A 14,068-nucleotide genomic window follows, 5' to 3' on the forward strand; every position below is an offset into this window, starting at 1 on the left:
CCGAACGAGGCCGAAAGCGCGCTGATGCAGGCTCTGTGGATGGTGCTGGCCTCGTTGTTCTTTGCCACGATGGCCGTGTGCGTGAAGTTCGCCTCCAGCGGTTTCAACAGCTCCGAGCTGGTGTTCTGGCGCGGCCTGATCGGCGTGGCGCTGCTGTGGATGCTGGCCCGGCGCCAGGGCGTGACCCTCGCCACCCGCAACGGTGGCATGCACGCATGGCGCAGCATGGTCGGGGTGATCTCGCTGGGCATGTGGTTCTACGCAATCCGCTACCTGCCCCTGGCAACCGCCATGACCCTCAACTACATGAGCAGCGTCTGGGTGGCGGTCTTTCTCATCGGCGGCGCATTGCTGGCGTGGAACCCTCGCGAGAACTCCAGGGCACCGCTCAGCCAGGGGCCGCTGGTCATCACTGTTCTGGCCGGGTTTGCAGGCGTCGTGTTGATGCTGCGCCCGACCATCGACCAGAACCAGCTCTTTGCGGGCCTGATCGGATTGCTCTCTGGCCTGACGGCCGCGTTCGCCTACATGCAGGTGATGGCGCTGGGCAAGGTGGGCGAGCCAGAGACGCGCACTGTCTTTTATTTTGCGGTCGGCTCTGCCGTGGGCGGTTTGCTGGGCATGGGTGTAGAAGGTGTGTCTCCCTGGGATTGGAAGCACGCCGTCTGGCTGGTGCCGATGGCCGTGCTGGCGACCCTCGGACAGCTGTGCCTGACCCGGGCCTACAACCACGGCGCAACGCTGGTCGTGGTGAGCCTGCAGTACTTCGGACTGGTCTTCGGCGCGATCTTCAGCCTGACACTTTTTGGGGATCACATCACGCCACTGGGCTGGGCCGGCATGGGCCTGATCGTTGCCAGCGGTATCGGTGCCACCGTGTTGCGCGCCCGTGCAGCACCGCACGCGCCGGCCGATGAACACTGATAATTTGCTCCATGAAAACCATCCTCATTTCCGTTGAAGAGTTCATGGCCCTGCAGGCGTCTGCCACGCCGCACATGGTGTTCGACTGCACGTTCGACCTGATGAATCCAGCCTCGGGGCAAGAGCAGTACGACAAGGCGCACATACCGGGCGCGGTGTACGCAAACCTCGACACGACGCTCAGCGACCAGGGGACGCTCGATCCGTCGGGAACGCTGGTGCCAAGCGCCGATGCGGCCTCGGGCGGGCGTCATCCCTTGCCCAGCCGAGAGACATTTGCGGTGTGGCTTTCCAGCGTGGGCTTTGCCAACGACATGCAGGCTGTCGTTTACGACCGCAACGGCGCCAACTATTGCGGCCGCCTGTGGTGGATGCTCAAGTGGGCCGGCCATGACGCAGTGGCCGTGCTCGATGGTGGCCTGCAGGCCTGGCAGGCAGCAGGAGGCGAAGTGACCGACGCACCAGAGCCCGCGCACTTCCAGTCCAATTTCAGGCTCGGCGAGCCCCTGCGCAAGCTCGCCGTGACGGCCGATGTCGAGCAGGGCCTCGCAACTTCGGCACAAACCGTGATCGACGCGCGAGCCGCGCCTCGCTTCAGGGGCGAGGTCGAGCCGCTGGACCCGGTGGCCGGACACATCCCCGGCGCGCTCAACCGGCCCTTCAGCCTGAACATCGGCGCGGACGGCCGCTTCAAGCCTGCGGCGCAGCTGAAGTCCGAGTTCGAGCAGCTGCTAGCAGGGCGTGAAGCAGGCACCGTCGTGCATCACTGCGGCAGTGGCGTGAGCGCTGTCCCCAACCTCATCGCGATGGAGGTCGCAGGCTACCCGCCGCAGGCCCTCTACGCGGGCAGCTGGAGCGAGTGGTGCCGCGACCCCAAGCGGCCCGTCGAAAAAGGCTAGGCGCTACAGCGGCCTGATATCGACCTTGCGGAACTTGATGATGCCGCGGCCCCACTGCAACGCGATCGGTCCGCTGGGCAACTTGCTGTCCTGGATGTCGACCGTCGTCACGCCATTGAGCACGAGCTTGAGACTCGGGCCTTTGGCCGTGATTTCATAAACGTTCCACTTGCCGCCTGCCTTGGGCATGGGCGACACCTTGGCCACTTTCACGATCGCGCCTGTGCCGTAGGTGGGGTCGGGCCGCTGGTCGAAGATGTTGGCTTCGTAGCAGTTCTCGTCGGTGATCACCGCCGGGTTCTGGCAGCGAAAGAACACGCCGCTGTTGGCATCATCGCTCGACCAGAACTCCACCCGCATCATGAAGTCGCGGTACGAGTTCTTCGTGACGAGGTAGCTGGGTGTTGCGCCGCCGCTGGTCGCGTGAATCGCACCGTCGCTGGCGGCCCAGTTGGCGACGCCTACCATGTTGAAGTTCTCCATGCCGCGCGTGCCGTCGACCAGGGGCGTCCACCCGCCCATCGGCGTCGTTGCGCATCCGGCCAGTCCCAGTGCGAGGGCCGCGAGAGCCGCAACGGCCCCCAGTTTGCTGCGTTGCATGTCGTGTCTCTTTCGTGTTGTTGAGTGCGACTTGTAAACCCGGGGGCCAAGCTCGTCAATTCACGCTTGTACGTGGCAACAGCGGCACGCTTGCCACGCAAAAAGGGCGATCACCCCGTCAAGGGTGACCGCCCGTGGTCATTCACCGGGTCGTCGGGGCGCCGATGCGCTTAGCGCGTGGTCGTTCCAGTGCCGCTCATGGAGCCGGTCACGCCGGGCGTGGGCGAGGCGCCATTGTTGTCGCTGCCCGGTGCCGTCGTGGTGCCCGGACCGGCTGTGCTGCCCGTGCCAGGGCCGCCCATCGATGTCGTGTCGGCGGTGCTGCCTGGCGTGGTCGAAGAGCCGCTCATGCTGCCGGTGGTGGAAGCCGTGCTGCCCGAAGTGCTGGTGCTGTCGGTGGATCCGGTGGAGCCGGTCGAACTGGTGGACGTCGAAGGAATGGTTTCCGTGGTCGTCGACGATGTCGAAGGCGTGGGCGGGTCGGCAGGCTTGCTGCAGGCGCCAAGGGAAAGTGCAGCCGTCACCGCGATGATTGCGGCGGCGGTCTGGGTGATGGTTCGTTTCATGAAAATACTCCTGAATGGGTTTGTGCAGTGCAAAACGCAACTCTAGGCAAGCTCGGTCGCCTGGGCGTCGGAAGGGGGCGTCCCCCCTTGTAGGACAAACCATTGCGCGTGACACCTCGCGTGCAACTGCCGCGCTTGCGCCCTGCTGTCAGCGCCGCCTGCCCCGCGCACGTTCGTACGCGGCCATCATGGGCGTCACCGAAACGCCATGCAGGAAGATCGACGCGACGACGACCGATAGCGTCAACGCGGTGAGCTTCTCGGCAATGTCGGGCGCAAGACCGTGGTTGATGGCGTACATCAGGTAATAGAGCGACCCGATGCCGCGAATACCGAACCAGCCGATCAGCCAGCGCTGGCCGCTCGAGGCCGTCGAATGGGCCAGTCCCAGTCCCACCGCCACGGGCCGGATCAGAAACAGCAGGACCGGCACGAACCACCACGCTGCGCTGTGCCAGGTCACCGACCACAGAAGTGCGCCGATGGTGACGACCACCGCGAGTTCGCCGATGCGCTCGACCTGCTCGTTGAACCCCAGCACGGCTTTGGTCATGAAGGCCGGCGCATGCTGGGGATCCACTGCGATGGCGTCGGCCACGTCCTTGTCGGGATGCGCGCTGGCCTTTTCGACAGCCCGGTCGCTGCTTTCGCCGGGGCTTTGCGATTGCTCCAGGTGCCGCAGCGCGACACCTGCCGCGAACACCGCCAGGAATCCGTAGCCGTGCACCATCAACGCAACACCGTACGACAGCGCGATGAGGCCGAGCGCCAGAAAGTCGTCCAGCCCCACCGCCTCCTTGTGCTCCCTGCGCAGGAACAACACTAGGCGCCCGACCGCCAGGCCCAGCACCGCCCCCACGGTGAGCCCGGACAGCGTCGCCCAGAGTCCATCCACCAGCACCCAGCGCCATCCCCAATCGCCGATTTCATGCAGGCCGAGAAGACCCAGCCCCAGCATCACAAACGGAAACGCGGTGCCGTCGTTGAGACCGCCCTCGCCGGTCAGCGCGAATCGGACGCGGTCGCGATCGCCCGGCGCGCTCACCTGAACGTCTGAGGCCAGCACCGGATCGGTGGGCGCAAGAATGCCGCCCAGCAGGATGCACGCGCCCAGCGGAAGGCCCAGGAACAGGTAGGCGACCCCCGCGATGAGCAGCACCGTGATGACCATCGACACCACCGCGAGCCGAAGCGGCAGCAGCCAGCGGCGGTCGCGCAAGCCCGGACTGAGCTTGAGACCCGCCGTAAACAGCGAGATGAGAACGACGATTTCGGTCAGGCGCTCCAGCAGCACCTTGTGGGTCACCACGTCCGCCTTGAGCAGGTCGACGCCCCAGGGGCTGACCGCCATGCCCACCACGAGGTAGAGCATGGCGGTTGAAAGCGGCAGGCGTGAGAGCACCGTCCCGCTGAGAGCCATGAGGATCAACAGCAGGCCGACGATGACGGACCACCAGGCAAATTCCATGCGGTCCATTGTTGCGCGAACGCGCGGCTACGCCGTGTGGGCGGATGCCGCGACTTGGGCAAGCTGCGGGGCAAACCGCAGGCAAGCTGGGCGCGAGACTCAGAGCACCGCGAGCGCGCCGGACAGGGCCTTTCTGAAGCTCGGGAACTTGTGCACGTCGCCGTGGCCCGCGCCTTCCACGCAAAGAAACTGCGCACCCGGTGCCGCCGTGCGAAGCGCATGGCTGTGATGGATGCCGATCAGTTCGTCCTTGTCGCCGTGGATCAGGATCAGCTTACTCGAAAGCCGCGCCGCATGCTTGGCCGTGTGCAGCGGATAGCGAAGCACCTGGCGCGGCACCCACGGATACAGCTCGTCGGCCAGCTCGCTCATGCTGCTGTAGGGCGAGACAAGATAGGTCAATGCCGGTGGCTTGCCGGCCTCGCACAGTTCGGCCGCGAGTCCGGCGGCAAGCGCAGTTCCCAACGACTGGCCGGAGATGACGATACGAGTGCCCTCGTACTGCGCTGCGAAGTGCGCCCAGACGGTTCGCACATCCGAGCGCAACTGATCTTCGCTCGCGATGCAGCCACTGCTCTTGCCATAGCCGCGGTAATCGAACATGACCACATCGAAGTTGACTTCGCGAAATGCTTCCAGCTCGGTGACGCAGTCCAGCAGGTTGCCCGAGTTGCCATGGAGGAAAAAGACCACGCCGCGTGGCTTGGGGAGCTTGAGATGGGCGGTCGACAGGCGCGCGCCGGGCACGTCGATCCAGCCTTCGTGGATATCAGGGTCGCTGGTCAGGGCCTGGTCCTGGGGCAAGGGCACCGGCTCGAACAACAGGCGCTCCTGGCGGAACCACAGGTAACCGATGGCGGCGCTATAGACCGCACCCACCGCCGCAAGGACGCCAAGTGAAAAGAGTGCATAGACCACCATTGCTGTCTCCTTGTTGTCTTGGTTCCAGCATGGGGCCCGTGCCCGGGCAAGACTGTAGGAGTCGGGTAGCGCGTACCGTAGGAGCCCCACGCCGCGCGCCGAAGGAGGACCGTACCCCGGCCTACAGAAGCGAGCCGAAGAGCGCCAGGAAATGTTCGTGCGCCTTCTGCGAGAGGGGACGCGTCTTCCAGGCTTCGAAGGTGATGCGCCTGGACTTCTTCAGGTCCTCTTCGAACACCTGCCTTTGCCGCTCGGCAAATGCGCGATCGTAGATATTGAGATTGGCTTCGTCGTTCAGCCGGAACGAACGCACGTCGAAATTGGTGGAGCCGACCGAGACCATCATGCCGTCCACAACCATCGCCTTGACGTGGTACATCGTGGGCTGGTATTCGTACATCTCCACGCCTGCTTCGAGCAGCTCTCCCCACAGGCCGCGTGAAGCACGACGCACCGTCTCGGCGTCGATGTTCTCGCCTGGCGTGATGATGCGAACCTTCACGCCCCGCTTCACGGCAGCCACCAATGCATCGCGCGTGATTTCATCGGGCACGAAATACGCGCTGGACAGGTCGATGCTCTTGGTCGATGCGGTGATGGCCAGCAGGTACATCATCAGCATGCTCTCGCTGCCGCCATTGGGCGAGCTGGCAAACATCTGCGCGCTGTGCGTCCCCACTGGCTTGAGCGGCGGAAAGTATTGGGCGCCATGCAGCACGTGCCCGGTGGTCTTGGTCCAGTTGTCCAGCATCACGCTTTGCATCTGCGCCACCACCGGGCCCTCCACCTTGAAATGCGAGTCACGCCAGTGGCCGGGGTCTTGTGCGTTGCCGGTCCACTCCTGCGCGATGCCCACGCCGCCGGTGAACCCGATGGAGCCGTCCACGATGAGCAGCTTGCGGTGGGTGCGGTTGTTCATGCGCCCGAGGTTGTACCAGCGCAGCGGATGGAACTTCTCGACTTCAACGCCGGCGCTCTTCATCTTGTCGATGATGGAACTCTCGGCCTTGGAGCTGCCGATCCAGTCCAGCAGCACATGCACCTTGACGCCATTTTTTGCGCGATCTGCGAGCGCGTCCGCAAACTTGTGGCCGATGTCGCCCGACCAGTAGATGTAGGTTTCGAACAGAACCGTCTTCCTGGCCGACTGGATCGCCTCCAGCATGGCCGGAAAGATCTGGTCGCCGTTGATGAGTTCGGTGGCCTTGTTGCCGTCCACGATGGCGGGCCCCATCATGATTCCCATCGAACGCAGGAACTGCGGGTCATCCACCGAATAGAGATGCGCGACATCGGTCTCTATCTTCTTTTCGGTGCCGGCGAAATTGACGAGGATGAGCCCGACGAGCAACGTCAGGACGATGGTGATGGCGATCAATTTGTGCTTTTTTTTCAAGGCGGGCTTTTGAAGTGCCGGCCGATGCTAGCGCCACCACTGTCGCTGTGGGGCGCTCTGGCACATGTGTCGAAGTCGGCCTACAACAGGCCGCGCCGCGAGCCTAGGCTCGTGTCAGATACAGCTCTCGAAGCCGCTCGCGTTCGGCGGGGCCGAGCTCCACGCCCTCGCGCAGATAACCCTCGATGCTGCCGAAGTCGGCGTCGATGGCCTGGTAGGCGGCCTCCAGGAACTCGGGCTGCACGCGCCAGATCACCTGCACCACGTGGCCCGGCAAGGTCCAGCCCTCCAGCGAAAACGGCCTGAGCCGCTCGTTGGTGAGCAGGTAGTCGCGCATCACTTCGTCTTTCGGGACACCCAGCGCATGAAGGATCAATGCGGCTGCAAAGCCGGTTCGGTCCTTGCCGGCTGTGCAATGAAAGACAGTGGGTTCGTTGGATTCGAGCAGGTGACCGAAGAACTCGGCAAAGCGGTGGCTGTTGCCGCGCACGAAGCCGCGGTAGGTGTCCTGCATGTGCGCCACGACATCTTCCTCGCTCAGGTGGTGGCCTTGCGAGATCATTTCCTTGATGACCTGCACGATGGTCGGTTCGATGGCCAGCGAATGGACCTCTACACCCGGCACCGCGCACGCTGCCGACTCTCGCTCGATGGAACCGCGAAAGTCCAGCACGCGCCGGATGCCGAGCGCCTGGATCTGCTGCGCGTCGTTGGCGTCGAGTGCGCCCAGGTGATCGGATCGGTAGAGCGTGCCTGAGCGCAATGCAGGATGGGACTTGAGATCGCCGCGCAGGTCGCGGAAGTTGGAAGCGCCGGAAAGAATGGAAGACATGCGGTAATGGTACCCAGCAGCGTTGATTCGAAAAAAATGAGCGGTATCAGGCAATTCTAGAATTGGCCCGGCTTTCATTGCACATCAGGCCCCTGTGAACCCTACACCCCAACCTCGCAACCCCCTGCACGGCCTGACGCTGGAAGCCATCGTCACTGCACTTTCGCACCACTACGGCTGGCAGGAGCTGGGGCAGCGCATTCCGATCCGCTGCTTCACCACCGATCCCAGCATCGCATCGAGCCTGAAATTCCTGCGAAAGACGCCCTGGGCACGCGAGAAGGTCGAGAGCCTTTACCTGTTCATGCTGCGCGACCTGCGGCGCGGCTAGCGGGCCGTTCAGCGGCATGGCTGTGAGTGTTATTACAGTCCTGGCGGTATCTGCGGGAACTCGGGGCCGGTAGACTGCTCGGAGTTACATGAACTTCCCCCTACAGATGAACCGCATTGCCAAAGCTTTCTCGCTGACCGCCGCCGCTGTTGCCGTGCTGGCCTCCACCAGCGCCTTCGCCCAACTCAAGCCCGGTGGCGGCACCGGCCTGAATGTGCCCGCAGCGCCAGCTGCTGCCGCACCGGCAGCCCCTCGATCAAGCGCCAATGCCGAAAAGGAAGCAGAAGGCAAACTGGCCGCAGCCGGATGGCTGGTGCTCCTGGACCGGCGTGACTGGGGCCGCGCGTGGGAAACGTCGGCGGGCATGTTCCGCTCGACGGTGCCCCTGGGCAACTGGATGGATGGCATCCCGAAGGTGCGCGATCCGCTGGGTGCATTCGTCGAGCGCGTGCCCGGCGAATCGGTCTACAAGACGACGCTCGAAGGCCGCCCCAATGGCGACTACGTCACCGTGGGTTTCGTTTCGAAGTTCGAGAAGCTGGAAACCGAGGAAATGGTGACGGTCGTGCGCGAGTCCGATGGCAAGTGGCGGGTCACTGGCTACAAAGTGCGCTAAGGCAGCTCAGAGGCTGGCGTTCATGAGGCTGGCGCTCATGGACTGGTAGAGCGTCCGGCGCCCAGCACTTGCGTTGGCGGCGGCATCGGCATACCCGGCACCACCGCTGGTGAAGTCTGGCGTGCCGCCGTTGCGAACGACGCCGAGCGTGCCAGCTTTACATCGCCGTGAGTCGATTGCTCGGCCAGTGCCAGGTTGTCCTTGAGCGTTGCCAGCGACCGCTCGATCCAGGCGGCCAGCGCCGGGTCTTTCACGACCTTTTGCGCCCGCTCGAACATCTGCACTTCATCGGTCTGGTAGCGCGTGCCCAGCTGCGCCATGAACTCGCGGTCGAACTTCGCGCCGTCCAGTTTTTCAAGGCGGTTCAATACCTTGCGCTGGCTGTTTTCAAACATGGGCATTGCCATGCCACGCGCATGCAGCATGTGTTGCAGCTGCTGGCCGGATGCGCGATGCGTCGCGTTGAGCCGCGCCGCGAACGCGCGAATGGAAGCATCGCCCGACTTCCTGGCAGCCAGGTTCGATGCTTCCAGTTCGAAGCGGCTCGATGTAGCCGCATTGCGCAGGAATCCGCGCTCTGCCCGCTGCTCCACCGGCATGCGTTTGGCGCTGGCCGCCGCTGAGGGCGCAAACAGCGGCACCCGGACAACCGGCCTTGGCGCATCGGCAGCGCCATGGGACAGGTCAGTGCCGGGGGGCGAGGACTGCTCTGCCCCTTCCTGCGACAAGGCTACAAGCGGCACGAGCATGACGCCTATCAGAAGGCAAGAGACAGCGGTTTTCATGGAATGTATCTTCTGAAACCGAACTCGACCGTAGGGTCAGTTGCACACCCATCGCCACGTAGGACGCCGCCTGCGTGACGCGAAATCCCAGGGACCTGCCTAGTGAATGTGGGCCGCTGTGCTCACGGCCGTGACCAGCGCTATGCCGCCCAGCAACCAGGCGATCTGCGCCATGGTCTCGCGCAGGGCAAGCCGCTTTTGCAGTTGCGGGATCAGGTCGGCCAGCGCCACGTAGATGAAGCTGCTGCTGGCGATGACCAGGAAGTACGGCAGGTAGCCTTCCAGCCGGTCGAGCAGCCACCAGCCTGCCAGTCCCCCCAGCGCCGTCACAGCCCCGGCCAGCGACACCTTCACGAGCGCGGACTGCCGATTGCTGCTGGACAGTTGCAAGACGGCCAGGTCGCCGATGTGGTGCGGCACTTCATGGGCCAGCACCGACAGCGCGGCCACCAGGCCCAGGCGCATGTCGGCCATGAATGCAGATGCGATCAGGATGCCGTCGCCAAAGCAGTGGACGCTGTCGCCCGTCAGGACGGCCCATCCGCCGGATCGAAGCGGCGGGGTTGCTGCGTGGGCGTGATGTTCGTGATGGGCGTGGTCTCCTTCATGGTCATGATGGTGTTCGTGCCCGTGGTGCCACAGTTCGGCCTTGTCCAGCAGGAAGAAGAAAACCAGGCCCACCAAAAGCGTCGCAAAGAGCGCCTTGGCGCCGATGGCTGCCTCGAAAGCCTCGGGCAGCAAGTGCATGAACGATGTAGCCAGCAATGCGCCGGCGGCCAGGCTCAGCAGGTGCTGGGGACTGATGCCTCGCGATACGTCGCCGCTGGTGGGGCGCAGGAAACCCAGGCGTATCAGCCCGGCGGCGAGCCAGACGCTGCCGATGCCGGCGGCCAGTGTGGCTAACAGGATTGCAATCAATGTCATGCATGGCGGGCGGGCCATGCATGGCCGCCCCTAAGTGATGAAGCGGCCAGTGCGGCCTGCTTGGGGCGACATCTTATCAATGAGGCGTTACGGCCCCACCAGGTCAGCGCGAGATCTCGATCAGCGGCTCGCGAAAGTTGGTGATCGTCCAGCTGGCGTAGCCTGCCAGCACGATGGTGGATGCGATCAGCAGGTTCTTGATAACGAAGTTCATGGTGGGCTCCTTGTGACGTCTGTCTGTTGTTCGATGGAAGTCATTGTTCGCCCGTGGCTGAGGTGCGACCTAGGCAAATTGCCTAAGCGGGCCTAGGTGGTTTGCCACAATCGGCTTTTCGTTCCACCCAAGGAGAGCAACCCATGCCCACGATACGCGTCGAGTTGATGGAGGGCCGCACGCCCGAGCAGAAAAAGAACCTGGTGAAGGCTCTCACACAGGCCGTCGTCGACACGCTGGGCAGCAAGGCCGAATCGGTCGATGTGCTTCTCTTTGACATCAAGCGCCACGATTGGGCGACAGGTGGGGAGCTCTGGTCGGAAAAGACCAGCTAAAAAACCGCAGGGCGATCAGCCGACGGCCGGGGGTGCCGGCGACGGTGATGGAGTGGGCGCAGGTGTAGGCGCAGGCGTTGGTGAGGGAGTAGGCGATGCCGTTGGCGGCGGAGCAGGTGCCACCGACCCGCCCGTGCCCGAAATCGTCGCTCCGGGGCTTCCACCGCCGCCGCCACATGCGGGCAGCGCAGCAGCAGCCGCTGTCAGCGCAAACAGCATCGACAGGCGACGGCTGACGCCGCCCTGGTGCGCATCTGTTGCCGGTACGTCAATCTTTTTGGCGTTGGACTCGTTCAAAGCAGGCTCCTCACTGATCACCGCCACTATAGGGGATATGGCGTCAGGGCCTCGATGAACACCCCGGTCAGCGCGTCGAATGTCTGGATGGCGACAGCGCTGGCAATCGCACGGTTTGCATCGCAATCGTCCACCTCGGCATCAAGCCTTTGCCTGAACTCGCGCCACATCCGCCCGGTCTGCGCACCGTGACCATTGAAGTAGGCAGCGCCGTGGTCCGGCGTGAATCCGTGAACCTCCAGCAGCCGCCTGGAAATCACCTGCCCGCCGAGCGCCGAGCCCTCCAGCACGTAGAGCGAGCCGAACACAGCAGCGGGCGATGCAAGGTCGATCTCAAGCCTTGCCGGGGCCGGACGCGCCAGCTGCAACGAAACAAGATCGCGCCGTACCATATCGCCGCGCGTGCGGGCTGCAAACCACGGCTTCAGGTGCGGCGGCAGCGCGTTCGAAACCCCGGGCTCCCAGGTATCCAGGAAGGCCGCGAAACCCTGCAACACGGCCCCGTAGTGCGCCAGCGAAAAATCACCTTCCAGCTGCAGTACCGACTCGATCCGGTCGTGCGATCGGGCGGTGGCGCTGCGCAAAGCCTCGATCATCTGGGCAGCGTGGCGATGAAGACGACCTTGCCGCCCGTGCCCGGGCCTTGCGGCATCTGCGCATCGCCTTGCTCGTACGAGTAAGCCAGCGTGCCGCCCTGCCCCAGCGCAATCTGGTGCGCGATGTAAAGGCCCAGGCCCAGCCCGCCCTTGTTGCGCCGGTTCTCGTGCAAGCCTTGCTTGAACGGCGTGAACAGGTTGTCGGCCACGGCCTCTGGCAGGGCTGGCGACGGATTGCGAACCTCGATCAGCACCGTCGTCTCATCGCCGCTGACCGCGATTTCTACAGGGGTTGTCCCGGTTCCGTGGTGGTGCGCATTGGACAGCAGATTGGCGAGCATCTGCGAGACCCGGTCCGGGTCGATGTCGGCCCACAGCCCCGGCATGATGGACTTCACAAATCCGGTACCGGGGTGGGCCGTGGCAACTTCATCGACGAGCCCGTCCACCAGTGCGCTCAGATCGGTCTTTACCGGTGTGAACCCCAGCCCCATGCCGGCCTGCAGGCGCGAGATGTCCAGGGCCTGGGAAATGAGCCGCTGCATCCGGCCGCTGGACGACTGGATGCGCTGGCTCATCTGCTCGTTGCGGTCGGAGGTCTTTCCGATCACATGGGCCGCCATCGAGATCGTCGCCAGTGGCGAGCGCAGGTCGTGTCCCAGCACCGCCATCATCAGGTCCTTGGCCTTGCTCAGTTCTGCATTGCGCAAGGCCGCCGTACGGCCCAGGTCCGCGAAGAGTCCCCGTGCGAGCTGGATATCAGCCGGGCTCCACGGCAGGGTCACGCCCTTGGCCGTTTCCCACCAGACATCGAAAGAACCCTGGGGGGTCAGCCGCGAGCCCAGCGGCCCGACCTCGACGTTCTTTGCCGGCCTGTGACCCCAGGCCACCGTTTCGATCTGCTCTTCGCGCAGCAGGACCAGCCAGCTGTCGGAGAACTCGTCGAAGCGGCCCGCCATGAAACCGCAAAACGATCCCAACGCCTGCACCAGTGGTGCTTCAAGCCCATCGAGCCGGTCGCGGGCGACCAGGTGATTTTCGGGTTGGCGTGGCTGGGCGGCGAGCCATTCGACCAGCGCCATTGCCGCGGGCATCGGCAGCGGCCCATGCACGGTGGTCTTGCCGTTCTCGTGAAAGATCGCAGCCGAGGCATTGAAGACCGCCAGCAATTCATCGCCCATGGCAAGCATGGCACTGGACGAATCGCTGCCTTGCAGCACCCGCGTGCTGAGCTCGGTGCGCAGCTGGGACGCACGGCCAACGCGTTTGGCCTGTTCGGCAGCCGTGATCGTCTGGACGCTGGACGCGAGGATCTGGGCGAGCACGTCGCAGGCCATGCGGGTCGCGTAAGGCACCAGCCGGGGCGTCATGTGATGGCAGGCCAGCATGCCCCACAGCTCGCCATTGACGATGATGGAAATGGACATGGACGCGCCCACGCCCATGTTCGTCAGGTATTCGATATGGACCGGCGACACACTGCGAAGCACGCAGTGGCTCATGTCGAGCGGCGCCGCCGTGCGCCCTTTCACCGGCACCGGCAGCGACTTCACGTCGGCAATGAGCCGCAAGGTGCTCACCACGTAGAGCCGCCGCGCCTGCTCGGGAATATCGCTGGCAGGATAGCGCTGGTTCAGCAGGGGCGTGAGGTACTCGCGCCGCGCTTCGGCCACCACGTCGCCACTGCCGTCGTGGCCGAACCGATACCCCATCACCCGGTCAAAACCGGTGAGCTGGCGCACCTCTTCTACCGCCACCTCAAGCAGCGACTGGATGGACGACTGCCGCCGCAATTTGTCCATGCCCCGGTGCGCCTTGATGGCAAAGCTCGCGGCAGCAGCCGCCGACTGCGACTGTGTCTCGAATTCGGCCACCACGCTGTCGCCCGAGCGATGCAGGATCAGGTCGAAGGGCCGACCCGCCAGCTCGATCTCATGGTGCTGCGGAAGAAAGCCATCGGTGGACGGCATTGCAGCGAGTTGGCCGATCGAGGTGGCAACGATCGCCTGACCGTCGAAATGTGAGGCTGTCAACGACTCGCCCAACGCCGGGACGGCAACACCCAGGAACGCCCCGGCGCCATCACTCAGGTAGGTCACCTCACCCGCAGCGGTGAAGGCAAAAAGAGCGCCGTGCGACTGAACGTGCCCCGGTGTATGGATGGGCTCGCTCGCGCAGTTTTCGAGGGTGACGGCTGATGGTTCGGGTTCAGTACGCAAGTGAGAAGACTTCAGTGAATTGACTCGTATGAACCGTTCACTATAAGCAAGTTCTTCATTGATGAGCTTGCATCTCCTGACGAACTTCAGAAGTCATGGATTGCGGATCAAGTCCACTACTGTCCGGTAATTTTCCCGAACAGCC

16 protein-coding genes are annotated in these 14,068 nt (G+C 64.0%); 6 read left to right on the forward strand and 10 right to left on the reverse strand.

Annotation, left to right across the window (positions count from 1 at the left end):
• Positions 1-24: 24 nt before the first annotated feature.
• Positions 25-924, forward strand: coding sequence for a DMT family transporter (locus AQ12_RS11955; RefSeq protein ID WP_048440148.1), 900 nt, complete (start codon positions 25-27; stop codon positions 922-924).
• A gap of 11 nt (positions 925-935) precedes the next feature.
• Positions 936-1,823 (forward strand): sulfurtransferase, encoded by an 888-nt coding sequence (locus tag AQ12_RS11960; RefSeq protein ID WP_048440149.1) that lies wholly within the window; start codon positions 936-938, stop codon positions 1,821-1,823.
• A gap of 3 nt (positions 1,824-1,826) precedes the next feature.
• On the opposite strand, the gene AQ12_RS11965 is transcribed toward AQ12_RS11960, so the two are convergent.
• Positions 1,827-2,423: a DUF1080 domain-containing protein gene (locus AQ12_RS11965; protein ID WP_048440150.1), complete on the reverse strand. Its 597-nt coding sequence runs from the start codon at positions 2,421-2,423 to the stop codon at positions 1,827-1,829.
• 177 nt (positions 2,424-2,600) lie between these two features.
• Between AQ12_RS11965 and AQ12_RS11970 the strand changes: the two genes are divergently transcribed.
• Complete coding sequence (locus AQ12_RS11970; RefSeq protein WP_048440151.1) at positions 2,601-3,035, forward strand: hypothetical protein; 435 nt, start codon at positions 2,601-2,603, stop codon at positions 3,033-3,035.
• Positions 3,036-3,137: 102 nt separating this feature from the next.
• Here the strand turns inward: AQ12_RS11970 and AQ12_RS11975 are convergent, their stop codons facing one another.
• The 4 genes from AQ12_RS11975 to AQ12_RS11990 form a co-directional block, all read right to left on the reverse strand.
• The gene (locus tag AQ12_RS11975) at positions 3,138-4,457 is read right to left on the reverse strand and encodes a sodium:proton antiporter (protein ID WP_048440164.1); all 1,320 of its coding nucleotides are present in this window, start codon (positions 4,455-4,457) and stop codon (positions 3,138-3,140) included.
• 99 nt (positions 4,458-4,556) lie between these two features.
• Complete coding sequence (locus AQ12_RS11980; RefSeq protein WP_048440152.1) at positions 4,557-5,378, reverse strand: alpha/beta hydrolase; 822 nt, start codon at positions 5,376-5,378, stop codon at positions 4,557-4,559.
• A gap of 121 nt (positions 5,379-5,499) precedes the next feature.
• The gene (gene cls / locus AQ12_RS11985; protein WP_048440153.1) at positions 5,500-6,774 is read right to left on the reverse strand and encodes a cardiolipin synthase; all 1,275 of its coding nucleotides are present in this window, start codon (positions 6,772-6,774) and stop codon (positions 5,500-5,502) included.
• Between the two features lie 103 nt (positions 6,775-6,877).
• A complete protein-coding gene (locus tag AQ12_RS11990) occupies positions 6,878-7,606 on the reverse strand; it encodes a tyrosine-protein phosphatase (RefSeq protein WP_048440154.1) in 729 nt (242 codons plus the stop codon).
• Between the two features lie 61 nt (positions 7,607-7,667).
• Between AQ12_RS11990 and AQ12_RS11995 the strand changes: the two genes are divergently transcribed.
• Both AQ12_RS11995 and AQ12_RS22120 read left to right on the forward strand, forming a co-directional pair.
• Positions 7,668-7,937 (forward strand): VF530 family DNA-binding protein, encoded by a 270-nt coding sequence (locus AQ12_RS11995; RefSeq protein WP_048440155.1) that lies wholly within the window; start codon positions 7,668-7,670, stop codon positions 7,935-7,937.
• Positions 7,938-8,025: 88 nt separating this feature from the next.
• Positions 8,026-8,553 carry a DUF4019 domain-containing protein gene (locus tag AQ12_RS22120; RefSeq protein WP_082151559.1) on the forward strand — a complete coding sequence of 176 codons (528 nt, stop codon included), beginning with the start codon at positions 8,026-8,028 and terminating at the stop codon, positions 8,551-8,553.
• Between the two features lie 35 nt (positions 8,554-8,588).
• Here AQ12_RS22120 and AQ12_RS12005 read toward each other — a convergent pair whose 3' ends face one another.
• A complete protein-coding gene (locus AQ12_RS12005; protein ID WP_082151560.1) occupies positions 8,589-9,338 on the reverse strand; it encodes a DUF4142 domain-containing protein in 750 nt (249 codons plus the stop codon).
• Between the two features lie 99 nt (positions 9,339-9,437).
• Complete coding sequence (locus tag AQ12_RS12010; protein WP_048440157.1) at positions 9,438-10,262, reverse strand: ZIP family metal transporter; 825 nt, start codon at positions 10,260-10,262, stop codon at positions 9,438-9,440.
• Positions 10,263-10,619: 357 nt separating this feature from the next.
• On the opposite strand from AQ12_RS12010, the gene AQ12_RS12015 reads away from it, so the two are divergent.
• The gene (locus AQ12_RS12015) at positions 10,620-10,811 is read left to right on the forward strand and encodes a 4-oxalocrotonate tautomerase (protein WP_048440158.1); all 192 of its coding nucleotides are present in this window, start codon (positions 10,620-10,622) and stop codon (positions 10,809-10,811) included.
• A gap of 15 nt (positions 10,812-10,826) precedes the next feature.
• Here the strand turns inward: AQ12_RS12015 and AQ12_RS23150 are convergent, their stop codons facing one another.
• Genes AQ12_RS23150 through AQ12_RS12025 form a run of 3 tightly spaced genes read right to left on the reverse strand, consistent with a single transcriptional unit; the run spans position 10,827 to position 13,923 of the window.
• Positions 10,827-11,108 (reverse strand): hypothetical protein, encoded by a 282-nt coding sequence (locus AQ12_RS23150; RefSeq protein ID WP_193387974.1) that lies wholly within the window; start codon positions 11,106-11,108, stop codon positions 10,827-10,829.
• A gap of 26 nt (positions 11,109-11,134) precedes the next feature.
• Positions 11,135-11,704, reverse strand: a complete 570-nt coding sequence (locus AQ12_RS22125; RefSeq protein ID WP_053076698.1) for a biliverdin-producing heme oxygenase — start codon at positions 11,702-11,704, stop codon at positions 11,135-11,137.
• The gene (locus AQ12_RS12025; RefSeq protein WP_048440159.1) at positions 11,701-13,923 is read right to left on the reverse strand and encodes an ATP-binding protein; all 2,223 of its coding nucleotides are present in this window, start codon (positions 13,921-13,923) and stop codon (positions 11,701-11,703) included. The genes AQ12_RS22125 and AQ12_RS12025 overlap by 4 nt, the downstream gene beginning before the upstream one ends.
• Positions 13,924-14,068 lie beyond the last annotated feature (145 nt).

This window comes from Caenimonas sp. SL110, assembly GCF_001044395.1.
Taxonomy (GTDB): domain Bacteria; phylum Pseudomonadota; class Gammaproteobacteria; order Burkholderiales; family Burkholderiaceae_C; genus Ramlibacter.